Annotated in this window: 17 protein-coding genes; 4 read left to right on the plus strand and 13 right to left on the minus strand. The window is 71.4% G+C overall.

What is annotated here, in order from left to right:
* Window positions 1–291: 291 nt before the first annotated feature.
* The 9 genes from IE98_RS0131120 to eccD all read right to left on the minus strand — a co-directional run bounded on the left by IE98_RS0131120 (window position 292) and on the right by eccD (window position 11,216).
* Entirely contained in the window at window positions 292–1,977 is a 1,686-nt protein-coding gene (locus IE98_RS0131120; RefSeq protein WP_030274751.1) for a ribonuclease J, read from the minus strand.
* A 165-nt stretch (window positions 1,978–2,142) separates the two neighbouring features.
* On the minus strand, window positions 2,143–3,042 hold the full coding sequence (gene dapA / locus IE98_RS0131125; protein WP_030274752.1) for a 4-hydroxy-tetrahydrodipicolinate synthase: 900 nt from the start codon (window positions 3,040–3,042) through the stop codon (window positions 2,143–2,145).
* A gap of 229 nt (window positions 3,043–3,271) precedes the next feature.
* Window positions 3,272–4,000: an FAD-dependent thymidylate synthase gene (gene thyX, locus IE98_RS0131130; RefSeq protein WP_030274754.1), complete on the minus strand. Its 729-nt coding sequence runs from the start codon at window positions 3,998–4,000 to the stop codon at window positions 3,272–3,274.
* On the minus strand, window positions 3,997–4,458 hold the full coding sequence (locus IE98_RS0131135; protein WP_030274756.1) for a tetratricopeptide repeat protein: 462 nt from the start codon (window positions 4,456–4,458) through the stop codon (window positions 3,997–3,999). Before IE98_RS0131135 ends, thyX begins: the two co-directional genes overlap by 4 nt.
* 7 nt (window positions 4,459–4,465) lie before the next feature.
* On the minus strand, window positions 4,466–5,212 hold the full coding sequence (dapB, locus tag IE98_RS0131140) for a 4-hydroxy-tetrahydrodipicolinate reductase (protein ID WP_030274758.1): 747 nt from the start codon (window positions 5,210–5,212) through the stop codon (window positions 4,466–4,468).
* A complete protein-coding gene (locus IE98_RS0131145) occupies window positions 5,209–6,579 on the minus strand; it encodes a M16 family metallopeptidase (protein ID WP_030274760.1) in 1,371 nt (456 codons plus the stop codon). The genes dapB and IE98_RS0131145 overlap by 4 nt, the downstream gene beginning before the upstream one ends.
* Before the next feature lie 91 nt (window positions 6,580–6,670).
* Window positions 6,671–8,878, minus strand: coding sequence for a polyribonucleotide nucleotidyltransferase (locus IE98_RS0131150; RefSeq protein WP_030274762.1), 2,208 nt, complete (start codon window positions 8,876–8,878; stop codon window positions 6,671–6,673).
* Between the two features lie 437 nt (window positions 8,879–9,315).
* A complete protein-coding gene (gene rpsO, locus IE98_RS0131155; RefSeq protein WP_030274764.1) occupies window positions 9,316–9,606 on the minus strand; it encodes a 30S ribosomal protein S15 in 291 nt (96 codons plus the stop codon).
* 140 nt (window positions 9,607–9,746) lie between these two features.
* On the minus strand, window positions 9,747–11,216 hold the full coding sequence (gene eccD / locus IE98_RS0131160; protein ID WP_030274766.1) for a type VII secretion integral membrane protein EccD: 1,470 nt from the start codon (window positions 11,214–11,216) through the stop codon (window positions 9,747–9,749).
* Window positions 11,217–11,787: 571 nt separating this feature from the next.
* Here eccD and IE98_RS0131165 point away from each other — a divergent pair.
* On the plus strand, window positions 11,788–15,741 hold the full coding sequence (locus tag IE98_RS0131165; protein ID WP_030274769.1) for a type VII secretion protein EccC: 3,954 nt from the start codon (window positions 11,788–11,790) through the stop codon (window positions 15,739–15,741).
* Between the two features lie 471 nt (window positions 15,742–16,212).
* Window positions 16,213–17,610 carry an APC family permease gene (locus IE98_RS0131170; RefSeq protein WP_030274771.1) on the plus strand — a complete coding sequence of 466 codons (1,398 nt, stop codon included), beginning with the start codon at window positions 16,213–16,215 and terminating at the stop codon, window positions 17,608–17,610.
* A gap of 74 nt (window positions 17,611–17,684) precedes the next feature.
* Here IE98_RS0131170 and mycP read toward each other — a convergent pair whose 3' ends face one another.
* The 4 genes from mycP to IE98_RS0131190 all read right to left on the minus strand — a co-directional run bounded on the left by mycP (window position 17,685) and on the right by IE98_RS0131190 (window position 21,532).
* The gene (gene mycP, locus IE98_RS0131175; RefSeq protein WP_030274773.1) at window positions 17,685–18,989 is read right to left on the minus strand and encodes a type VII secretion-associated serine protease mycosin; all 1,305 of its coding nucleotides are present in this window, start codon (window positions 18,987–18,989) and stop codon (window positions 17,685–17,687) included.
* A gap of 107 nt (window positions 18,990–19,096) precedes the next feature.
* The gene (locus IE98_RS0131180) at window positions 19,097–19,387 is read right to left on the minus strand and encodes a WXG100 family type VII secretion target (protein WP_030274775.1); all 291 of its coding nucleotides are present in this window, start codon (window positions 19,385–19,387) and stop codon (window positions 19,097–19,099) included.
* Window positions 19,388–19,465: 78 nt separating this feature from the next.
* Complete coding sequence (locus tag IE98_RS0131185; protein ID WP_030274777.1) at window positions 19,466–19,768, minus strand: WXG100 family type VII secretion target; 303 nt, start codon at window positions 19,766–19,768, stop codon at window positions 19,466–19,468.
* A gap of 180 nt (window positions 19,769–19,948) precedes the next feature.
* Window positions 19,949–21,532: a type VII secretion protein EccB gene (locus IE98_RS0131190; RefSeq protein WP_030274779.1), complete on the minus strand. Its 1,584-nt coding sequence runs from the start codon at window positions 21,530–21,532 to the stop codon at window positions 19,949–19,951.
* A 314-nt stretch (window positions 21,533–21,846) separates the two neighbouring features.
* Between IE98_RS0131190 and eccE the strand changes: the two genes are divergently transcribed.
* Window positions 21,847–23,115, plus strand: a complete 1,269-nt coding sequence (eccE, locus tag IE98_RS0131195; RefSeq protein WP_234443748.1) for a type VII secretion protein EccE — start codon at window positions 21,847–21,849, stop codon at window positions 23,113–23,115.
* Entirely contained in the window at window positions 23,115–23,879 is a 765-nt protein-coding gene (locus IE98_RS0131200) for a hypothetical protein (protein WP_030274783.1), read from the plus strand. The genes eccE and IE98_RS0131200 overlap by 1 nt, the downstream gene beginning before the upstream one ends.
* Window positions 23,880–24,045 lie beyond the last annotated feature (166 nt).

Raw genomic sequence — 24,045 nt, forward strand, 5'->3', positions numbered from 1 at the left:
GCACGCTGTTGAGTTCTCAAGGAACGGACACTTCCTTCGGACCGCCTTCCAGCGGACCCTCCGGGCGTTTCGCTCTTTCGTGTTCCCAGCTTATCAGATGTTTTCCGCTCCGTTTTCCGGAGTTTCTTTCATCGGATTGGCTTTCGCCTTTCGGCGCTCCCGAACTCTATCAGAGTTCTTTCACCGGATTTACCGTCTCGAACTGAATTCGATCGGTGCCGTCCGGCAGTGGGGCAACCCGGAGAACATTACGCCCCGGGTCGCCCCACGTCAAACCTGGCCGGTCGGGTCTCAGACCTCGACGACGACCGGGAGGATCATCGGCCGGCGGCGGTAGTTGTCCGCCACCCACTTGCCGATCGTGCGGCGTACCAGCTGCTGCACCTGGCGGACCTCCAGCACGCCGTCGCCCGCGGAGCGGGTGAGGGCCTCCTCCAGCTTCGCGACGACCGGCACGAACGCGCCGTCGTCGATGCCCGAGCCGCGGGCCTGGATGGTCGGCCCACTGACGATCTTGCCGTTGGTCGAGTCGACCACGACGAAGACGGAGATGAAGCCCTCCTCGCCGAGGATGCGGCGGTCCTTCAGGGAGGCCTCGGTGATGTCGCCGACCGAGGAGCCGTCCACGTAGACGTAGCCGGCCTGGACCTTGCCGACGATCCGGGCGACGCCGTTCTCCAGGTCGACGCAGACGCCGTCCTCGGCGATGACGACCCGGTCCTTCGGGACACCGGTGAGGATGCCCAGGTCGGCCGCGGCCCGCAGGTGGCGCCACTCGCCGTGCACCGGCATGAGGTTGCGCGGCTTGCAGATGTTGAAGAAGTACAGCAGCTCGCCGGCCGAGGCGTGGCCGGAGACGTGCACCTTGGCGTTGCCCTTGTGCACGACGTTGGCGCCCCAGCGGGTCAGGCCGTTGATCACGCGGTAGATCGCGGTCTCGTTGCCCGGGATCAGCGAGGAGGCGAGCACCACGGTGTCGCCGTCGACGATGCGGATCTGGTGGTCCCGGTTGGCCATCCGCGACAGCGCCGCCATCGGCTCGCCCTGCGAGCCGGTGCAGACCAGCACGACCTTGTCGTCCGGCAGGTCGTCCAGGGTCTTCACGTCGACGATCAGGTTGCCCGGGACCTTGAGGTAGCCGAGGTCACGGGCGATGCCCATGTTGCGGACCATCGAGCGGCCGACGAAGGCGACCTTGCGGCCGTGCGCGTGGGCGGCGTCCAGCACCTGCTGGATGCGGTGCACGTGGCTGGCGAAGGACGCGACGATGATCCGGCGCTGGGCGCTGGCGAAGACGTTCCGCAGCGCGGCGGAGATGTCCCGCTCGTGCGGGATGAAGCCGGGGACCTCGGCGTTGGTGGAGTCCACCAGCAGCAGGTCCATGCCCTCCTCGGCCAGCTTGGCGAAGGCCAGGAGGTCGGTGAGGCGGCCGTCCAGCGGCAGCTGGTCCATCTTGAAGTCGCCGGTGGCGACGACCGTGCCGGCCGGGGTGCGGACGGCGACGGCCAGGGCGTCCGGGATGGAGTGGTTGACCGCGATGAACTCGCAGTCGAAGGGGCCGATGCGCTCGCGCTCGCCCTCCTTGACCTCCAGGACGTACGGGCGGATCCGGTGCTCGGCGAGCTTGGCCTCGATGAGCGCGAGGGTGAGCTTCGAGCCGATCAGCGGGATGTCCGGGTTCTCCCGGAGGAGGTACGGGACGGCACCGATGTGGTCCTCGTGCCCGTGGGTCAGGACGATGCCGTCGATCTTGTCGAGGCGGTCCCGGATGTACGTGAAGTCCGGGAGGATCAGGTCGACGCCGGGCTGCTCGTCCTCGGGGAAGAGCACGCCGCAGTCGACGATCAGGATGCGGTCCCCGTACTCGAAGACCGTCATGTTGCGGCCGATCTCGCCGAGGCCGCCGAGCGGGGTGATGCGGAGAGCGCCCTCCTTGAGTGCGGGAGGTGCGCCGAGTTCGGGATGCGGGTGGCTCAAAAGACTCTCCTCACGACGCACGCCACATGCCCGGGATCGTCCGGCGACATGGGGCGTGCGTCCATCGTTGGCTTCCTACGTACCAGGTGCCTCCGCGCCTTCGGTCCGGTCCAGCGGCAGGCCCTCGGGGGGCCCGGCGAGCCGGGGCGCGCACGTCTGTGTCTGTTAGAGGTGTACCCCGCCGGCGGCCAGATCCTGCTTCAGTTGCGCAATCTCCTCGGCGGTGGCGGAGACCAGCGGGAGCCGCAGCGGGCCCGCAGGGTGTCCCTGCAGGTTGAGCGCGGCCTTGGTCAGGATGACGCCCTGGGTCCGGAAGACGCCGGTGAAGACCGGCAGCAGGGACTGGTGGACGGCGGTGGCCTTGGCGGTGTCGCCGGCGGTGAAGGCCTCGACCATGGCCTTCAGCTCGGGCGTGACCACGTGGCTGACGACGCTGACCACGCCGACGGCGCCGACCGAGAGCAGCGGCAGGGTCAGGACGTCGTCGCCGGAGTACCAGGCGAGGTCGGACCGGGCGATGGCCCAGGAGGCCGCGCCGACGTCGCCCTTGGCGTCCTTGTTGGCGACGATCCGGGGGTGCTCGCCGAGCCGGACGAGCGTCTCGTGGCTCAGCGCGACGGCGCTGCGGCCCGGGATGTCGTAGAGCATGACGGGCAGCCCGGTGGCGTCCGCGATGGCGGTGGTGTGCCGGTACAGGCCCTCCTGCGGGGGCTTGCTGTAGTACGGCGTCACCGAGAGCAGGCCGTGGGCGCCGGCCGCCTCGGCCTGGCGGGCGAGCTCGACGCTGTGGTGGGTGTCGTTGGTGCCGATGCCGGCCACGACGTGCGCCCGGTCCCCGACTGCCTCCACCACGGCGCGGACCAGCTGGGACTTCTCGGCGTCGCTGGTGGTCGGCGACTCGCCGGTGGTGCCGTTGAGGACGAGGCCGTCGTTGCCGGCGTCCACGAGGTGGGCGGCGAGGCGCTGGGCGCCGTCGAGGTCGAGCCCACCGTCGGCGGTGAAGGGGGTGACCATCGCGGTCAGGACCCGGCCGAAGGGCGTCTGGGGGGTGGAGGTCGGAGCCATGCGTCCAAAACTACTCGTAGGCCACTGGGGGGCGGTCACGCCGGTCCACGGTTCGGACAGAATCGTGCGAGGTCGGCGGTGGGCCGTCGGGGTCGGAGCATGGGATTCCGGTGCTGCCCGCTCGGGGGTTCGGGCAGCACCGGAATCCGTGCTCCGAGCGTAGGGAGCGGGCGGAACCGCTGCAATCCGGACATGCCGGGCGGTCCGCCCGGATGCCCGTCCGTGCAGGTCAGGGGGCGACCCGGCCGTGCGCGTTGAAGGCCGCACGGGTGAGCGGCATCAGCTGCCCCCAGAGCTCCTCCATCTGCTCGGCCACCATCTCGATCTCCCGCTGCGGGAAGGACGGCACGGCGGCCTGCTCGTTCTTGGTGCGCAGCGACAGGAAGTGCATGAGCGACCGGGCGTTGCAGGTGGCGTACATCGAGGAGAAGAGGCCGACCGGGAGGACGGCGCGGGCGACCTCGCGGGCGACGCCGGCGGCGAGCATCTCCTGGTAGGCGCGGTAGGAGGAGCGGTAGGACTCCTCCATGGCCTCGGTGGTGAGCTTGTGCTGCTCGGCGGTGCCCTCGACGAACTCGTACCGGCCGGGCTTGCCCTGCTGGACGAGGCGGCGGTCCGGGCCGGGGACGTAGAAGACCGGCTGCAGCTCGCGGTAGCGGCCGGACTCCTCGTTGTAGGACCAGCCGCTGCGGTGCCGGTGGAACTCGCGGAAGACGAAGATCGGCGCGCTGATGAAGAAGGTCATCGAGTTGTGCTCGAAGGGGGTGCCGTGGCGGTCCCGCATCAGGAAGTTGATCAGGCCCTTGGACTTCTCCGGGTCCTCGCCGATCGTCTCCAGGGACTGCTCGCCCTTGGTGGACACCCGGGCGGCCCACAGCACGTCGGTGTCGGTGGCGGCGCTGCGGACGAGTTCCACCGTGACGTCGCTGCGGAAGGTCGGGGCCAGGTCGTCGCTCACGCGGTGCTCCTCGATTCGGTGGTGGTGCCGTGCAGCCGGATGGCGTGCTGCATGGCCTTGCGGGCGCGCGGGGTGTCCCCGGCGTCCGCGTAGGCCACGGCGAGGCGGAAGAAGACCCGCCAGTCGTGCGGGGAGGCCTCCGCCTCGGCCTTGCGGCGGGTGAAGACCTCGTCGGCGGAGGTCCGGTCGATCCGGCCGCCGGTGGTGCGGCGGAGTTCGTCGACGGGCAGGCCGCCCTCGGCCTCCAGCTCGCGGGCGAGCTGCTCGCTGGCGCGTCCGAAGCGGATGGTCTGGCGCAGGAACCAGATGCCGATCGGGGGGATGACGAAGGCGCAGAGGCCGAGGCCGATGCCGAGCGGTTTGCCGGTGGCGACGAGCTGGACGCCCTCCCCCACGCAGAGCAGGGAGACGACGACCAGGGCGGCGGCGAGCAGGAAGAAGCCGGTGCGGGAGGTCATGCGGGGCTCACAGGTCCAGGAAGTGTTCGAGGCCGAAGGTGAGTCCGGGGGTGTCGACGACCTTGCGGACGCCGAGCAGGATGCCCGGCATGAAGCAGCTGTGGTGCAGCGAGTCGTGACGGATGGTGAGGGTCTCGCCGGTGTCGCCGAAGAGGATCTCCTGGTGGGCGAGCAGGCCGCGCAGCCGCACGGCGTGCACGGGGACGCCGTCCACGTCGGCGCCGCGGGCGCCGGGCAGCTCGTGGGTCGTCGGGTCCTGCTGGGGGGCCCGGCCGGCGTCCTTGCGGGCGGCGGCGATGAGCTGCGCGGTGTGGGTGGCGGTGCCGCTGGGGGCGTCGGCCTTGCGGTCGTGGTGGAGCTCGACGACCTCGACGGACTCGAAGTACCGGGCGGCCTTCTGGGCGAACTGCATGCCGAGGACGGCGCCGATGGAGAAGTTCGGGGCGATCAGCAGGCCGGTGGCGGGGCTCTCGGCGAGCCAGCCGCCGACGGTGGCGAGGCGCTCGTCCGTCCAGCCGGTGGTGCCGGTGACCACGTGGATGCCGTGGTGCAGGGCGAAGTCGAGGTTGCCCATCACCGAGTCGGGGTGGGTGAGCTCGACGGCGACCTGGACGCCCGCGTCGGTCAGCTCGGCGAGGTCGGAGCCGCGGCCGAGGGCGGCGACCAGCTCCATGTCGGGGGCGGCCCCGACGGCCTTGACGGCCTCGGAGCCGATCCGTCCGGTGGCGCCGATCACGGCGACGCGCAGTGTCATGCGGTTTCCTCCTGGGCGAGCACGTCGGCCACGGCCGCCGCCCGCTTGGCGTTGATCGGGCCGATCAGGGCGAGCGACGGACGGTGGGCCCCCAGCACATCACGGGCGACCGCGCGGACGTCGTCCAGGGTCACCGCCGCTATCTTCGCCAGCATGTCGTCCACCGACAGGTGGGTGCCGTAGCAGAGCTCGGCCTTGCCGATGCGGTTCATCAGCGAGCCGGTGTCCTCCATGCCGAGCACGGTGGAGCCGGAGATCTGGCCGATGGCGCGCTGGAGCTCCTCCTCGGTGATGCCGTCGGCGACGACCTTGGCGAGCTCCTGGCGGCAGATCGACAGCACCTCCTCGACCCGCTTGGGCTGGCAGCCGGCGTAGATGCCGAAGATGCCGCTGTCGGCGTACGAGGAGGAGTAGGAGTAGACGGAGTAGGCGAGGCCGCGCTTCTCCCGGACCTCCTGGAAGAGCCGGGAGCTCATGCCGCCGCCGAGGGCGGCGTTGAGGACGCCCATCGCCCAGCGCCGCTCGTCGTGACGCGGGACGCCGGGCACGCCGAGGACGAGGTGGGCCTGCTCGGTGGGCCGGTTGAGGACCTCGGTGCGGCCGGCGGTGCGCAGCGCCTTGACGCCGCGGCGGACCTCGGCGGGGTGGCCGGTGGAGCGGGCGAGGACGGGCGCGAAGGCCTCCTCGACGAGCTTGACGACCTTGCGGTGGTCCAGGTTGCCGGCGGCGGCGACGACGAGGTGCTCGGGCTTGTAGCGGCGCTTGTAGAAGCCGGCGATCTGGTCGCGGGTGAGGCCGGTGACGGTCTCCTCGGTGCCGAGGATCGGCCGGCCGAGCGGGCCGTTGCCGTAGATCACCCTGGCGAAGAGGTCGTGGACGACGTCACCCGGGTCGTCCTCGGCCATGGCCATCTCCTCGAGGATGACGCCGCGCTCGGCGTCGACGTCCTCGGCACGGATGAGCGAGCCGGTGAGCATGTCGCAGACCACGTCGATGGCGAGCGGCAGGTCGGTGTCGAGCACCCGCGCGTAGTAGCAGGTGTTCTCCTTGGCGGTGAAGGCGTTCATCTCGCCGCCGACGGCGTCCAGGGCCGCGGAGATCTCCAGGGCGCTGCGCCGTGCGGTGCCCTTGAAGAGCAGGTGCTCCAGGTAGTGGGTGGCGCCGTTGAGGACGGGCGTCTCGTCGCGGGAGCCGACGCCGACCCAGATGCCGAAGGTCGCGGAGCGGACGGTCGGCAGGGTCTCGGTGACGACCCGCAGGCCGCCGGGGAGGACGGTGCGGCGGACGGTGCCGGCGCCGTCGAGGCCCTTGAGCAGGGTCTTGGTGGTGCCGGGGCGCTGCTGTGCCGCGGAGGCCTGAGCCACCAGGGTGTACCTCTCGATCGGGGAAGAACAGGGTGCGGCCCGCACGCCGCGAGGGCGTGCGGGCCGCGGGAGGACTACCTCGCCACTCGGTGCGTCACTCGGAGGCGGCCTCGCCGCCCTCCTCGCCCTCGATCACGGGGACGAGGGAGAGCTTGCCGCGCGGGTCGATCTCGGCGATCTCGACCTGCACCTTGGCGCCGACCGCGAGCACGTCCTCGACGTTCTCCACGCGCTTGCCACCGGCGAGCTTGCGGATCTGCGAGATGTGCAGCAGGCCGTCCTTGCCGGGCATGAGGGAGACGAACGCGCCGAAGGTCGTGGTCTTCACCACGGTGCCCAGGTAGCGCTCGCCGACCTCCGGCATGGTCGGGTTGGCGATCTGGTTGATCGTGGTGCGGGCGGCCTCGGCGGCCGGGCCGTCGGAGGCACCGATGTAGATGGTGCCGTCGTCCTCGATCGTGATCTCGGCGCCGGTGTCCTCCTGGATCTGGTTGATCATCTTGCCCTTGGGGCCGATGACCTCACCGATCTTGTCCACCGGGATCTTGATCGTGATGATGCGCGGGGCGTACTGCGACATCTCGTCCGGAGTGTCGATGGCCTCGTTCATCACGTCGAGGATGTGCAGGCGGGCGTCCTTGGCCTGCTTCAGCGCGGCGGCGAGCACCGATGCCGGGATGCCGTTCAGCTTGGTGTCGAGCTGGAGGGCGGTGATGAAGTTGCGGGTGCCGGCGACCTTGAAGTCCATGTCGCCGAACGCGTCCTCGGCGCCGAGGATGTCGGTCAGCGTGACGTAGTGGGTCTCGCCGTCGATCTCCTGGGAGATCAGGCCCATGGCGATACCGGCGACGGCGGCCTTCAGCGGCACACCGGCGTTCAGCAGCGACATGGTGGAGGCGCAGACCGAGCCCATCGAGGTGGAGCCGTTGGAGCCGAGCGCCTCGGAGACCTGGCGGATGGCGTACGGGAAGTCCTCGCGGGAGGGCAGCACGGGCAGGATCGCCCGCTCGGCCAGCGCGCCGTGGCCGATCTCGCGGCGCTTGGGCGAGCCCACGCGGCCGGTCTCGCCGACGGAGTACGGCGGGAAGTTGTAGTTGTGCATGTAGCGGCGACGCGTCTCCGGGGAGAGCGTGTCGAGCTGCTGCTCCATGCGGAGCATGTTCAGCGTGGTGACACCCAGGATCTGGGTCTCGCCGCGCTCGAACAGGGCGGAGCCGTGGACGCGCGGGATGGCCTCGACCTCGGCGGCCAGGGTGCGGATGTCGGTGACGCCGCGGCCGTCGATGCGGACCTTGTCCTTGATGACGCGCTCGCGGACGATCTTCTTGGTCAGCGCGTTGTAGGCGGCGCTGATCTCCTTCTCGCGGCCCTCGAAGTCCGGGAGGAGCTTGTCCGCGGCGATCGCCTTGATGCGGTCGAGCTCGTTGTTGCGCTCCTGCTTGCCGGCGATGGTGAGCGCCTGGGCGAGCTCGTCCTTGACCGCGGCGGTCAGGGCGTTGAGCACGTCGTCCTGGTAGTCCAGGAAGACCGGGAACTCGCCGGTCGGCTTGGCGGCCTGGGCGGCCAGCTGGGCCTGGGCGGCGCAGAGGACCTTGATGAACGGCTTGGCGGCCTCCAGACCGGCGGCGACGACCTCCTCGGTCGGGGCCTCGGCGCCGTCGGCGACCAGGTTGATGGTCTTGGTGGTGGCCTCGGCCTCGACCATCATGATCGCGACGTCGCCGTCCGGCAGGGCGCGGCCGGCCACGACCATGTCGAAGACGGCGTCCTCGAGCTCCGAGTGGGTCGGGAAGGCGACCCACTGGCCCTTGATCAGCGCGACGCGGACGCCGCCGATCGGGCCGGAGAACGGCAGGCCCGCGAGCTGGGTGGAGGCGGAGGCGGCGTTGATGGCGACCACGTCGTAGAGGTGGTCGGGGTTGAGCGCCATCACCGTGACGACGACCTGGATCTCGTTGCGCAGGCCCTTGACGAAGGACGGGCGCAGCGGGCGGTCGATCAGGCGGCAGGTGAGGATGGCGTCCTCGGAGGGCCGGCCCTCACGACGGAAGAACGAGCCGGGGATCCGGCCCGCGGCGTACATCCGCTCCTCGACGTCGACGGTCAGCGGGAAGAAGTCGAAGTGCTCCTTCGGCTGCTTGGACGCGCTGGTCGCCGACAGCACCATGGTGTCGTCGTCGAGGTAGGCGACGGCGGAGCCGGCGGCCTGGCGGGCCAGGCGGCCCGTCTCGAAGCGGATGGTACGGGTGCCGAAGCTGCCGTTGTCGATGACGGCCTCGGCGTAGAACACGTTCTCTTCCACCTGGAAGATCTCCTCTTTCGTACGTCTCCGGTGGAGCGCCCCCCAGCGTCCGCCTGCCCGGCCCTGCGGGCCGGTCTTCGATCGAAGCCTCCGGGCGTGTCTGTCGACGACTCCCGGCGGCCACTACCGAGGACCGGCGCCTCTCGGCTTGCCTGGTCGGCGGTCGCGTGTGGACGCTCCCCGGATGCGGGCGGCCTCCGTTTGAGGCCTGCGGCCCGCGCAGGTTGTCGGTCATGCCCGGTGCCGTCCGCGCACCGCGCGGCCGGGCAACAACCCGGGCATGCCCTTCACCTTACAAATTCACACCCTACCGAGCGCGCCATTACCACGCGTGTGGCAGCGGTTCCCTCGCCCGGGGTGCGGTTCCGCGCGGTGCTCCCGCGCGGATGCGCCGAAGGGCGGCCCCCCGGGAAGGGGAGCCGCCCCACGAAGCGGTGTCAGCGAGCGCCGCCCGCGGCGCCGCGGCGGATGCCGAGGCGGTCGACGAGGGTACGGAAACGCTCGATGTCCTTCTTGGCCAGGTACTGCAGCAGGCGGCGGCGCTGGCCGACCAGGATCAGCAGACCACGACGGGAGTGGTGGTCGTGCTTGTGGGCCTTCAGGTGCTCGGTCAGGTCCGAGATGCGGCGGGAGAGCATGGCCACCTGGACCTCGGGGGAGCCGGTGTCGCCCTCCTTCTGGCCGAACTCGGCGATGATCTGCTTCTTGACGTCGGCGGCGAGAGCCACGGCATCTCCTTCGGGGTGGCCGAGCGATCCCGGTAGACGACACAGGATCTGACAAGACTCGGACTGACCAAGCGTACCAGCGCCCGCCGGCGTCCCCTGTCGCGGGGCGCCGGCGGGCGCGGGAGGGTGGTTCGGCGGCGTCAGCTGGTGGCGCCGCGGACCAGGGCGTAGATGTTCAGCACGGCCAGCGCGAGCGGGACGAGCGAGATCAGCATCAGGCCGTCCACCATGTCCAGGATGCGGCCCCAGAAGGGGGACACGCCGAGGCGGGGGACGATCAGCGCGATCGCGGTGAGCAGGGCGGCGCCCACGGCGATGGAGGCCGACAGCCAGATGGTGCGCAGGTCGAGCGAGCTGTCGGTGCCGCCCTGCTGCAGCTGCTCCAGGATGAACACCGGGGTGTGCAGGGAGAGGCCGAGGACCAGCAGGCCGAGGCCGATCAGGCCGGCGATGGTGAGGCTGAAGACCTGCGCGGTGTAGCGGAAGAGCCGGGCGCGCAGCATGGTCGAGATGCCGATGGCCAGGGCGAGCAGCTCGGCGAAGGCGGAGTCGCTGAAGCCGAGGACGGCGCAGGCGCCGATGACGGTGGCGGAGCAGCCGCCGACCAGGCCGACGAGGACCTCGTGGCCGCGGCGGGCCTGGTGGGCGATCCGCTCGTACTGGACGGTCTCGGCGCGGCTGGTCTCCTCGCCGTAGGCGCTGCCGCGGGTGCGGGTCTGGCCGGGCGGGCTGAAGCCGACGGGGAGGCGGGCGAAGCGGGCGGAGAGGGCCGGCAGGAAGCCGACCGCGGCGATCGCGGCGACGCCGGTGACGGCGGCGATGTGGGTGGCCGGGGTGCCGTCGAGGAGCACCGCGGCGAAGGTCGACAGGGTGCCGGCGGCGGCGAGGAAGGAGGAGGCGACGAAGACCGAGTCCTTCTCCGGCAGCAGGCCGACGAGCAGCACCGAGACGACGAGGACGGCGACGCAGCCGACCAGGAACTGCAGTCGGCCGGGGCCGTCGCCGGTGTTCGCGACCGGGACGGCCCCGGAGCCGGCGATCAGGGCGTGCGGCAGGGCGCCGAGGCCGAGCGCGAGGCCGGCCGCGTGGTCGTCGTAGACCCGGGCACGGACGCCGGCGAAGGTGACCAGGACGACCGCGGTGACGCCGGAGAGGATGCCGGCCAGGCCGTGCATGTCGTGGCGCAGGTCGGAGAACCACAGGGCGAAGCCGAGCAGCACCAGCATCACGGTGGCGCCGATCAGGCCGAAGGCCCGCATGAGGTCGGGGCTCCAGAACCGGCGGTCGGCCTCGACGGCGCTCGCCACGGCGTCGGCCACGTCGTCGTAGACGGCCGGCGGCAGCGACTCGGCGAAGGGGCGCAGGCTCAGCAGGTCGCCGTCGCGGACCTGCTGCGCGGCCAGCGGCAGGCCGCTGTCGAGCACGGTGCCGTCGCGGCGGACGAGGTGGAAGCCGGTGGGCGTGCCGTCGACCTGGGTCTGCCCGGTGAGGCGCAGCACCTCGGGGTAGATGTCGGCGAGCGGGACGTCCTCGGGCAGGGCGACGTCGATCCGGCCGTCGGGCGCGACGACGGTGACGCGGCAGAAGCCGGTCGTTGCACTGGCGCTCATGCGGCCACCTCCGCGAGCCTGGAGGCCGCTTCTTGCCAGGCGCACCTCTTGACTGTCCGCTCGCTCACCGGCGCTCCCCCTTGTCGGATTTGCCTGCTCGTCAGCTCTTGATTCGTTTGCACCCTCCTGCGGGCCGGTCCGGAACTGACACGGACCGGGGCGGAGTTGGCGCGGCGTTACCCTACCGCCCGCGCGGCGGTGGGTGCGGCCTGGCCCCCGCCGGAATTGCCCGGCCGCCGCGGGGGGCGGTGAATTGCCGTGCAACGGTGTGCCGTTGTGGAGGATATTCGACGCTTCGTACCGGAAATCTCCTCGGCTGACCCCGTGGTCGAACCGTCCCGGCCGCCCAGTAGGATCGGCCCCTGCGCAAGGCGTACGGGGGCCCGGCTGGTGCAGCACCCTCGATCGCGCCTGCGGTCGGCGGAGCGGGGGCGGCGTCAGCGCACGGGGCGCCCTCACCCGTACGTAATCGGTGTGCGTGAGGGTTGGTGCCAGTGAGCGAGCGAAGCGAACGGGCCGTCCAGGGGTCCGGGTTCCGCGCAGCGGCCGCCGGGCGGAGCGGGGCGGTCGCATGAGTGTGGTGACGGTGAAGCGTCCGCCGCGGGCGTATCCGCCCCCGGTCCCGGACGAGCCGGTGGAGCTGGTCGCCCCTCCGGAGCTGCCGCGCTCCGGAGGCGAGGACTGGATGATGTCCTTGCTGCCGCTGCTCGGCATGGGCGGTTCGGCGGCGTTCTTCTTCTCCCCCGGCGCCCAGGGCCCGATGAAGATCATGGGTGTCCTGATGGTGGCGTCGACCGCCGGCATGGCGGTCGCGCAGATCGTCAAGGCGCGCCGCGGCGGCAACGCCGGCACCGCGGACGAGCGCCGCGACTACCTCAAGTACCTGCAGCAGATGCGCCGGCAGGTGCGCCGCACGGCCGAGCGGCAGCGCGGTGCGCTGCTGTTCACCCACCCCGAGCCGGACCAGCTGTGGTCGATCGTCGCCGAGGGGCGGCGGCTGTGGGAGCGCCGGCCGACCGATCCGGACTTCGCGCAGGTGCGTCTCGGCACCGGTCCGCAGCAGTTGTCGAGCCCGATCGTGGCGCCGCAGACGGCTCCGCTGGACGAGCTGGAGCCGCTGGCCGCCGAGGCGATGGGCACCTTCATCAAGTCGCACGGCACGCTGCAGGACCTGCCGCTGGCGGTCTCGCTGCGCGCCTTCTACCACATCACGGTCTGCGGCGACCCGGACACCGTGTACGGCAACGTGCGGGCGATGGTGGCCCAGTTGACGACGCTGCACTCGCCGGACGACCTGATGGTCGCCGTGGCGGCCGCGCCGGGCGCGGTCGACGAGTGGGAGTGGGCGAAGTGGCTGCCGCACACCCAGCACCGCAAGGAGAACGACGGCGCCGGTTCGCGCCGTCTGATCGCGACCGGCCTCGGTGAGCTGGAGGAGCTGCTCGCCAAGGAGTTGGACGGCCGCAAGGGCTTCTCCCGGGACAACGTGCCGAGCGCGGACAAGCCGCACCTGATCGTGGTCATGGACGGCGCCGCGGTGCCGCACGACTCGGTCCTGGCCGGCCCGGACGGCGTCGAGGGCGTCACGGTGATCGAGGTCGTCCCCGGCGACCTGGACGAGCCGAGCGGCCACCTGGTCATCACGGTGGGCAAGGACAGCCTGCTGCTGGAGTCCGCCTCGGGCGCCTCGTACTCGGGCCGGCCGGACACCCTGTCGGCGTGGCAGTCGGAGGCGCTGGCCCGTCAGCTGGCGCCGTTCCGGGTGTCCGCGGGCGGCGACGACGGCGACCCGTCGCTGGTGTCGATGGACTTCACCGAGATGATGAACACCGGTGACCCGGGCTCCTTCGATCCGGCCCGGCACTGGCGGCCGCGTCCGATGGCGGAGAAGCTCAAGGTGCCGCTGGGCGTCGGCCAGAACGGCGAGTACGTCTGGCTGGACATCAAGGAGGCCTCGCTCCAGGGCATGGGCCCGCACGGCATGTGCGTCGGCGCGACCGGTTCCGGCAAGTCCGAGGTGCTGCGCACCATCGTGCTGGCGCTGGCGGTGACGCACTCCTCCGAGGTGCTGAACCTGGTCCTCGCGGACTTCAAGGGTGGTGCCACCTTCGCCGGCATGGCGGAGATGCCGCACACCGCGGCCGTGATCACCAACCTGGAGGGCGAGGCGACCCTCATCGACCGCATGCGCGATGCGATCGAGGGCGAGATGAACCGCCGCCAGGAGCTGCTGCGCGCGGCGGGCAACTACGCCAACATCAACGAGTACGAGCGGGCCCGTGCGGCCGGTGCGGCGCTGGACCCGCTGCCCTCGCTGCTGATGATCATCGACGAGTTCTCCGAGCTGCTCACCGCGAAGCCGGACTTCATCGACCTGTTCATCCAGATCGGCCGCATCGGCCGTTCGCTGGGCATGCACATGCTGCTGGCCTCGCAGCGCCTGGAGGAGGGCAAGCTCCGCGGTCTGGACACCTTCCTCTCCTACCGGCTGGGTCTGCGCACCTTCTCGGCCGCCGAGTCGCGGGCCGCGATCGGCGTGCCGGACGCCTACCACCTGCCGCCGATCCCCGGCGTCGGCTACCTGAAGTTCGGCTCCGACGTGATGGAGCGCTTCCGGGCGGCGTACGTCTCCGGCCCGTACCGGCCGCCGGGCCAGCAGCGGACCAGCGGCGGCCAGGTGATCACCGCGCAGCCGGTGCTGTTCACCGCCGCCGAGGTGCCGGTCGTGGAGCCGGTGGTCGAGGAGGTGGTCGAGGAGGTCGAGGAGATCGACGACTCGCTGCTCGACACCATGCTGGACGTCTTCGTGCAGCGCATGATCAGCCAGGGCCCGCCGGCCCACCAGGTGTGGCTGCCGCCGCTGGAGGAGGCGCCGAGCATCGACGGCCTGGTGCCGCCGCTGCAGGCCACCGCCGAGCGCGGGCTGACCTCGCCGGAGTACGGCGCGCTCGGCCGCCTCGTGGTGCCGGTCGGCATCGTCGACAAGCCGCGCGACCAGCGCCGCGACGTGATGTACCAGGACTTCTCGGGTGCGGCCGGCCACGGCCTGATCGTCGGCGGCCCGCAGTCCGGCAAGTCCAACATGGTGCGCACCCTGGTGTCCGGCTTCGCGGTCACCCACACCCCGGTCGAGGTGCAGTTCTACCTGCTGGACTTCGGTGGTGGCGCGTTCGGCGCGCTCTCCGGCCTGCCGCACGTCGGCGGGGTCGCCGGCCGTCTGGACGTCGAGAAGGTGCGCCGTCTGGTCAGCGAGGTGCACGGGGTGCTCAACCGCCGCGAGGAGCTGTTCCGCGCGGCCGGCATCGACACCGTCGCCACGTACCGCTCGCGCCGCGCGGCCGGCCAGCTGCCGGACGAGCAGTTCGGCGACGTCTTCCTGATCATCGACGGCTGGCTGACCTTCAAGCAGGAGTACGAGGTCCTCGAACCGGTCATCAACGACATCGCGCAGCGCGGTCTGACCTACGGCGTGCACGTCGTCGTCACCGCGGCCCGCTACGCGGAGGTCCGGCCGGCGCTCAAGGACCTGCTGCAGAACCGCACCGAGCTGCGGCTCGGCGACTCGATGGAGTCGGAGATCGACCGCAAGGTCGCGGTCAACGTCCCGGCGGGCTCGCCCGGCCGCGGTCTGACGGCGTCGAAGCTGCACTTCCTCTCCGGTCTGCCGCGCCTGGACGGCGCGTCGACCACCGAGGACCTGGCGAACGGCGTGGCCGACCTGGTGGCCCAGATCGACGCCGCCTGGACGGGCCCGCGCGCCCCGCAGGTCCGCATGCTGCCGGCCGTCCTGGACGGCAACGCGCTGCCCAAGGGCTTCGAGCACCCCGAGCTCGGTGTGGCCTTCGGTGTGGACGAGGTCGAGCTCGCGCCCGTCTTCGTCAACTTCGAGAGCGACCCGCTGTTCATCGTCTTCGGTGAGAGCGAGTCCGGTAAGTCGGCGCTGCTGCGGATGCTGATCAAGCAGATCACCGAGCGGTACACCCCGGACCAGGCCGGCATCGTGGTCGGCGACTTCCGCCGCTCGCTGCTCGGCGTCGTCCCGCAGGAGTACCTGGTGGAGTACGCGGCGGCGGCGCCCGCGATGTCGGCGGCCGTGGAGATGCTCCGCGGCGCCTGCTCGCGCCGCCTGCCCGGCCCGGACGTCACGCCGGAACAGCTGCGCAACCGCAGCTGGTACAGCGGCAAGGACATGTTCGTGATCGTGGACGACTACGAGCTGGTCGCCACCTCCTCGGGCAACCCGGTGGCACCGCTGGCCGAGTTCCTGCCGTTCGCCCGCGACATCGGCCTGCGCGTGATCATCGCGCGCAGCGCCGGCGGCGCCGGCCGCTCGCTGTTCGAGCCGGTCATGCAGCGCATGCGCGAGCTGGGCGGCCAGGGCGTGCTGCTCTCGGGCGACAAGAACGAGGGCGCGCTGCTCGGCACGGTCAAGCCGCAGCCGCAGCCGCCGGGCCGCGGCGTGTTCGTCTCCCGGCGGATCGCCGCCGGCCAGACCGTCCAGACGGGCTGGCTGCCGGCGCCGTAACGGGTGACCTTGCGTGACCGGAAGGGCCGGACTCCTCGGAGTCCGGCCCTTCCGGCATTCCAGGCCGTGGACGGTGCCAGAACGTTATCTACTTTTTTGCCGGGTTCGGCTGCGGTTCCCGCACCGGTCGCGGCGGCCGTCGGCGCCCGGAGAAGCCACCTGCGGCTCAACGGTCACCACCGACCATCGACCTTTGATTCAGCGACACATTCCAGCCATCCACCTTTGATTCAATCTTCATACATTCGAGTTGACAGAACGGACAAAGGTGAGCTTTGCCACAGGGCGCGACTGGATCGCATGTTTATGCGGCCGATGGCAACGGATTCCGAAGCCGATCGCGCGTTGACTCGGGCAAAACGTCGCGGTTCCATGGCCAATCGGGAGCGACCGAAACACCACGTCAGCCAGCGCCCTTCGGAGGCGATACCGCTCCCGCCCCCAGACCCTCGCACGTCGATCGGATGCCCCATGACCGACACGCTTCGCCCGCCACTCGCCGTAGCCGAGACCCCGGCGGATGGCGGCCCCAAGAAGCTCACCCGTTCGATCGGTGTCGTGGGTGGAACGCTGCTCACGCTCTCCTGCGTGACGCCGGCCTCCTCGCTGTTCGTCATCGTGCCCGAGCTGTTCTCCTCGCTCGGTACCTTCACCGCCATGTCGATCGCCATCGGCGCGCTGATCTGCATCGCGGTGGCCTTCTGCTACTCCGAGCTCGGCACCCTCGTCCCGAGCGCAGGCGGCGAGTACGCCATGGTCGGCACCCTCGCCGGCCGGTTCGCGGGCTGGCTGGTGTTCATCCAGTCGCTGATCGTCGTGATGATCGTGCCCTCACTGATCGCCATCGGCACCGCCGACTACCTGGCCCCCATCGTCCACGTGGACGCCCGCTGGGCCGGTGCCGCCGTCATGATCGCCGCCACCGTCGCCGGCCTGCTGGACCTGCGCGCCAACGCCTGGATCACCGGCATCTTCCTCGTCCTCGAGGTCATCGCCGCCGGTGTGGTCGCCTTCCTCGGCTTCGGCCACGCCGAGCGCGGCGCCGGCAGCCTCTTCCACGGCTCGGTCGTCACGGACGGCGCCACCGGTGTCGTCGGGCTCGGCGCGATCGTCGCCGCGATGGGCACCGCGCTCTTCGTCACCCAGGGCTTCTCCACCGCCATCTACCTCTCCGAGGAGCTGGAGAACCCGCGCCGCAACGTCGCCCGCACCGTGCTGTGGACGCTGGCCCTGTCGGTCGTCGTCATCATCGTCCCGGTCGTCGCGATCACCCTGGGCGCCCCGGACCTCGCCGCGCTGAGCGCCGGCAACATCTCCGACCTGGTCACCGGCTGGAGCAACTCCGCGGTCGGCACCTTCATCAGCCTCTGCGTCGCCCTGGCGATCATCAACGCCGGCATCGTCATGGTCATCCAGAACTCCCGCGTGCTGTTCGCCTCCGGCCGCGACAAGGCCTGGCCGGAGCCGCTCAACCGCGCCTTCGGCACCCTCAACCGGTTCAGCGCCCCCTGGGTCTCCACCCTGGCCGTCGGCGTCCCCGGCGCGGTGCTCTGCTTCGTCCCGCAGGAGCAGCTGACCAACATCACCGGCGTCGCAGTCACCGCCCTGTACCTGCTGGTGGCCGTGGCCGCGCTGTTCTCCCGCCGGGCCCACCACAAGCACGCGCCGGCCTGGCGCCAGCCGCTCTGGCCCGTCCTGCCCGTCCTGCTGACCGTCGGCCTGGTGTACCTGCTGACCCAGCTCGACGTCACCGCCCTGGAGTGGACCGGCGGCATCACCGCCGTCGCCAGCCTCTACTGGCTGTTCTACCTGCGGCCCCGGCAGGCCGACCGCTGGGTGATCACCCTGCCCGAGGACGAGCAGGTCTGACCCGCGCCCCGGCAGCACGAAGCGGCCCGGTCCCCCTCACCGGGGGCCGGGCCGCTTCCGTCCGTCCGGGGCGCTCAGCCCTCGCGGCGGCGACGGCGGTCGCGCAGCACGACCGAACCGCCGGCCAGGGCGGCGACCGCCAGCACCCCGCCGCCGAGCACGTAGGTGCCGGTGCGGCGGTCCCGGTCGGCCTGGGTCTCGGCGAGGCCGAGCGGCTGGGCCACGACCGGCGCCCGGTCGATGGCGACCTTCGGGTCCTCGTGCGCCTCGGGGACCTGGTCGTCGCCGCTCTGCACCGCCTTGACCGGGTCGACGACGCCCCAGCCGATGAACTTGTTCGGGCCGCGCTGGGTGCGCTGGGCGGTCTGCTCGATCCGGGCCCGGATCTGCGCCGGGGTCCAGTCGGGGTAGGCGCCCTTCAGCAGGGCCGCCACGCCGGCCACGTACGGCGCGGAGAAGCTGGTGCCGTTGTCGACGCACTGGCCGCCGGCCGGCACCGTCGACAGCATGTCGACGCCCGGGGCGGCGATGTCGACGAACTGGCCGTACTCCGAGAACGGGGCGCGCTCGTTGTTGCGGTCCGAGGCGCCGACGGCCAGCACGGTCAGGAAGGCCGCCGGGTAGGTGTCGCCCTCGCGGCCGTCGTTGCCGGACGAGGCGACGACCACCACGCCCTTGCGGTCGGCGTCCTCCACGGCCGCCTTCAGCTGGTCCTTCAGCGCGAAGTCGTTGGAGTCGCCCTCGGCCCGGACGTCCTGCGAGATGTTGATGACGTCGGCGCCCTTCGCCACGGCCTGCTGGATCGCCGTGATCAGGCTCTGGACGGAGCCGCTGCCCTGGTCGTCGTTCTGCTTGATCGAGAGGATCGCGGCGTCCGGCGCGAGGCCGACGAAGCCCGTCCCCGCGATCGGCCGGGCGGCGATGATGCCGGCCACCTTGGTGCCGTGGCCGACGGTGTCGTTCTTGCCGTCGTCCTTCTCGCCCTGCTGCTTGGGGGGCAGCAGCGAACTGCCGTCCTCCACCTTGTCCGCCAGCTGCGGATTGCGGTCGTTCACGCCGGTGTCGATCACCGCGACCTTGACCGGCTCGCCCTTCTTGCCCCCGGGCCCGTCCTTGGCGAACCTGCCCGTCCGGCCGTCCTTCCAGAGCTCGTTCAGCAGCACCCGCTGCAGCGCCCACGGCGTGCCCTGGACGTTCTCGGACGGGAACTTGCACTCGCCGGCCGCGGCTATGCCGATCGGAGACCAGCGCGGCGCGCTGTCCGAACCGGACGGCGAGGGCGTCGGAGCGGCCGCGTACGCCGGACCGGCGGCGAGCGATCCGACCATCCCCAGCACCGCGGACGCGGCGGCCGCCCTGCGGAACGTACCCAACGACACCTGTCTTCCCCTCATGATCCGATGCCGTGCGCGTCAGTACGCGCGAGGGGCGGGCGCCCGGTCGGACGCCCGCCCACACTGTCGCCGTGTCGCACGGCGGCGGAGCCTCAGCTCCAGACGGCCGTGTTCTTGGACTCGGTCGACTGGTAGCTCTGGGCGGCGTTGTCCAGCGAGGTGGCGATCTGGCCCAGGACCTGCTGCAGGTCGGCGGCCTTGTTGTCCCACTCGGCCTGGCGGGCCTGGTAGCCCTCCTGCGCCGCACCCTCCCAGGTGGAGGCGATGCGCTGCACGCCGGACTTCAGCTCGTCGAGCTGCGACTGGATGCGCTGCGCGGTCTGGCGGATCTCGGACGAAGCGTTCTGGATCGTCGAGAAATTGACGAGAATGTGGTCACCCATGGTGTCTCCTAGTCGATGGAATCTGCGCGGACCGGCGAACCGGCCGCACTACGGCCGAGGTCCTGCGGACCCGGGAGCTCAGTGACCGAGCCCGGACATCGAGGACTGCTGCTCCTGCTCCGTCTGCGCGTAGAGCTTGGTGGTCGTCTCGATCGCCTGCTTGATCTCGTCGAGCACCTTGTTGAGCGCGGTCGCGTCCTCGTTGAACCGGGTCTGCATCTGCTGGTAGGCCTGGGCGGCCTGGCCCTGCCAGCCGACCTTGATCGAGTCGACCAGCGCGTTGAGCCGCTGAATCTCGCCCTGGACCTGCGCGTTCACCTCACCGATGCGGTTGGCGAAAGCATTCATTTCCTCAGCGGTCGTCTTGAACTGACCAGCCATGATCCACCGTCCCCCATGAGACAGACATTTGCTCCGGGTGTTCCTGGTACGGCCCACCCGGTGACACCACGTTGCGGTGTCCCCAGCACTTTAGCCGCCGTTTGCAAGCGGCCCAACACCGGAGTACCGGTAGTTACCAGACCATGACACGGCCTACCGGACACCTGCACTGACGGATCGTCACGCGGTCTGCGCGGTCTCCGCGGCCTTGGTGCTCAGCGAACCGCCGGCCGGCACCAGGACCGACCACTGCAGCGGAACCAGGCCCGGGGCAACGGACTTGTAGCCGAGGCGGGCCTGCGCGCCGTTCTCCTCGTCCTTCGCCTGCGGCTGCTGCGGCGCCTGGCTCGGGGCGGGCGAAGGGCCGTTGCCGCCGTCGCCGTTGGCCTGCAGCGAGTACCGCAGACCGGTCTCGGTGATCAGGAAGGTGGTGCCCGAGGTGTCCTGGTTCTGCGGGCCGGCCTGGCCGTCCACCGCGCGGTACAGCACGCCGTGGCCGGGCGTCACGTGGGCGCTCGCGGAGCCCAGCGCGACCTTGGCCGGGTACTCGGTGTGCGCCCACACGGTGCGCTTGGGCAGGCCGTTGTCGTAGCCGGCGAAGGTGCTGCAGATCACCGAACGGGTGCCCTTGGGACCGACGTTGAGCGGCATCTGCGGCTTGGCGTCCGGCAGGTCGGTCTTGTCCAGCATGTCCTTGCTGACCTTGGCGGCGAGGTCGGCGGAGTCGGCCGGCGGCAGTTCCGCGGCCTTCGGCACGGAACCGCCGTACACGGCCCGCAGGTCCGGGCTGTTGCGGATCACCTCGGCCTGGAAGGGCGTGATCTCGAACAGCTTCTCCTTGCCCACCACGTAGTAGGTGTTCTGGAAGACCAGCAGCCGACCGACGAACGCCTCCGCGGTGTTGGTGAGCTTGACGTTGGAACGGGTCTTCACCGAGGTCAGGTCGGGGATCGTCGGGAAGTCGACGACCGCGCCGGACTCCAGGGTGTCCAGCCACGCCTTCGTCACCTGCTGCGGCTCCACGTTGACGCCGAACAGGCCGTTCTGCAGCGCGATCCGCCGGGCGCCCTCCAGGTCCACCTTGCCCACGGCGTGCTTCACGCCGTTCATGTCGACCAGGAACTTGCTGCCGACGTCGCCCTTGCGCAGCGGCGGCTCCTGGACGTACAGCCCCTGCCCCTCCTGCAGCACCATGCCCGGGTCGGCCAGCGTCTTCGCCTCGTTGCCGGCCGCGACGAACACAGCCTGGTTGATGCTCGCCTGGCTGGTGTCCACACCGGGCCGGTCGCAGACCGACCAGAGCTTCGCCTCACCGGCGTCGGCGGCCGACGGCAGCTTGTCCGGCGCGTACGGGATGCCGATGGTGGCGCCGTGGTTCTTGTAGTTGTCCAGCACCTTGTCGGCGACCTGGACGACCTTGGAACCGGCGGGCAGCAGCAGCTTCGCCGAGGACATGTTGAGGACCTGGTGCAGCACCTTCTCGTGGCTCTGCGGGTCCTCCAGCACCACGTAGCGGGTGGTGGAGTCCTTGCCCTGGATGATGTTCTTGCCGTCGTCCCAGTTCAGCGGGGCACTGGGCTTGATGACGCCCCACATGCCGAAGCCCGCCACGGCGACCGCCGCGACGACGAAGCTCGGCAGCACCGCCCGCACCGGGCGAGGTGCGTCCTCGTCGTTGCCCCCGCCGCCGGGCTGCAGGAACGCCCCCACCGTCCGCCGCCGCGCGAAGTTGTACGCGTTCAGCTCGTCCCTGCGTGATGCCATGCTCCCCGTCTCCCCTGTGTTTCCGCGCCTGTGCTGCCGTCAACGCGCGTTCGCCGTGCGTGAGTCTGCCACCCGGCGGGCACCGCGTGCGCCGAACCCTCTACGATGCCGCAGCAGACGGTGAGTACCGTAACGGGTACGGTTCACCGCCCGGCCGGCCGGGCCGTGACATCTGATCAGAGAGGGTCCATCGGGGGATGCCAAGCCAGACCGCTCCAGCTCGACGAAGCGCCTCGCACGGCCGCCGGCAGGGTGGCCGGGGTGCCGACCCCGGCGGTCGTCGGGCCCGGTCCGCGGCCCCCGCGACCGGCCCGGTGCCGCTGCGCGTCCACCCCCGGCCCGGCCTGCTCGGCGGCCGACTGCGACTGCAGCAGCTGGTGCTGCTGGAGGTCGCCGCCGCCCTGGTCGCGGTGGGATGGACGATCGCCCCGGCGATGGCCGGCGCCTTCGCCGTCCCCGCCGTCCTGCTCCTCGTGGTGGCCCTGCTGCCGCTCGGCGGCCGCAGCCTCCCGGAGGCGATGCGCGTCCGCTCGGCGATGAAGGCCCGCCGCAAGGAGGCGCAGTACAACGTGCCGCCGCAGGGCACCGACCCTGCCCTGGCGCCCGCGCTGGAGGTCGAGCCGGCCCTGCGCACCTGCACCCACGTCACCGAGACCGACCTCGGCGACGGGCGTCCGATCCGCCGCGAGACCGGCATGGTCGGCGACGGCACGTTCTACACCTCGGTGCTGCTGGTGCAGGCCAAGGACCAGCCGCTGCGGCCGGTGCGCACCGCGCTGCCGCTGCCGCTCGACATCGTGTGCTCGGCGCTGCAGGTGGACGACATCGCGCTGGAGTCCGTCCAGCTGGTGCAGCACACCCAGCCGGCGCCGGCCCCGCACCTGCCGGACCAGTCGCTGGCCGCCCGCGCCTACCAGCAGATCCAGGACGGCCCCGCCACCCCGGCGCTGCGGCTCACCTGGGTCGCGCTCAAGCTGAACCCGGAGACCTCGTCCACCGCGGTGCTCGCCCGCGGCGGCGGCGAGGAGGGCGCCCGCAAGACCCTGCAGCGGGTCACCGACCAGCTGGCCGGCCGGCTGAACGCGGCCGGGTTCACCGCCACCGTGCTGGACGAGCGCGAGCTCATCGCCGCGCTGGCCATCTCGATCTGCGCCAACCCGGTGGCCGTGGCCGGCCGCCAGGGCAGCGGCGGCGGCGGCGCGGCCGCCCGCCGCACCCAGGAGAGCAGCAAGTTCTGGCGGATCGACGACCGCTGGCACAGCACCTTCTGGATCTCCAAGTGGCCGCAGCTGAGCCGGCCGGGCGGCACGCCGGGCCGGATCTCCGCGCCCGACCTCGTCAACCTGGTCACCGGCACGCCGGCGCTGGCCAGCACCTTCAGCCTGACCGCCAGCCGGGGCACCGGCGGCTCGGTCGCCCTCAGCGGCCACGTCCGGGTCACCGGCCGCAGCGAGAGCGAGGTCGCCCAGGTGGGCCGCCTCGTGGAGTCCCGGGCGCAGACGGCCGGTGTCGGCCTGACCCGCCTCGACCAGGAGCAGGCGCCCGGCCTGCTCGCCACGCTCCCCCTGGGAGGGACGTCCTGATGGCCTATCAGTCCTACCCCACCCAGGCGCCTCAGCCGGCCGCCGAGCCCGCGCGCCCGACCCGGATCCGACCGGGCTTCGGCCTGCGCGGCCCGCGCCGCGAGAAGCACGTGCTCACCACCGAGGACCTCGCCGCGCTGTCCTTCCCGGTCGGCGACGACGGCGTGGTGATCGGTGTCGACCCGCACCAGCAGCCGGCCGTGATCGGCCTGTTCCGTCCGCACGCCTACGACGTGGTGCTGGTGGGCGGTGTGTGGACGGCGCAGGTCATCGCGCTGCGCGCGGCGGCCACCGGCGCCCGGGTGGCCGTGGAGACCGGCCGCCCGCAGACCTGGGCCCCGATGGCGCAGGCCGCCGGCGGCGGCCAGCCCTGCGTGACCGTGCACCAGGTCGGCCGGCTCGGGCCGCAGGGCGCGTCGGTCGCCTCGCCGGTGCTGGTCGTCCGCGACCTCGGTGCCCGCCCCTCGCGCAGCCGGCTGTCGGCCGCGCCGTGGCAGACCACGCTGACCCTGCTGCCGTACCTCGGCCCGAACGCGAGCCGGGTGCTCAACGCGGCCGACCTGGTCGGTGTGCAGCGCATCTCGCCGCAGGAGGCGGAGGTCGTCGCGCGGATCCTCTCGCTGGGCGACCAGGAGGTGGCCTCGCTGCCGACGCTGGGCGACAACATCACCCTGTGGGCGACCCGGATGCGCAAGCAGTACGTGATGACCAACCCGGTCGAGGCCGAGGCCCAGGTGCTGGGCGGCCCGCGCCGGATGGACTGACAGCACCCCACGGCACGGACGGCGTTCCGTGCTCCGCGGCCGGCACGGACCCCCGTGCCGGCCGCCACCGTTTCACGCGGTCGCCGCCGGGGACGGGGACGAAGAGAACACGCATCGGGCGTTCACCCTTTGGACGGTTCCCGGTGCGACGATCCGCCGTGCCCGC

The sequence above is a fragment of the Streptomyces sp. NRRL B-24484 genome, assembly GCF_000717715.1.
In the GTDB taxonomy this organism is placed as follows: Bacteria; Actinomycetota; Actinomycetes; order Streptomycetales; family Streptomycetaceae; genus Kitasatospora.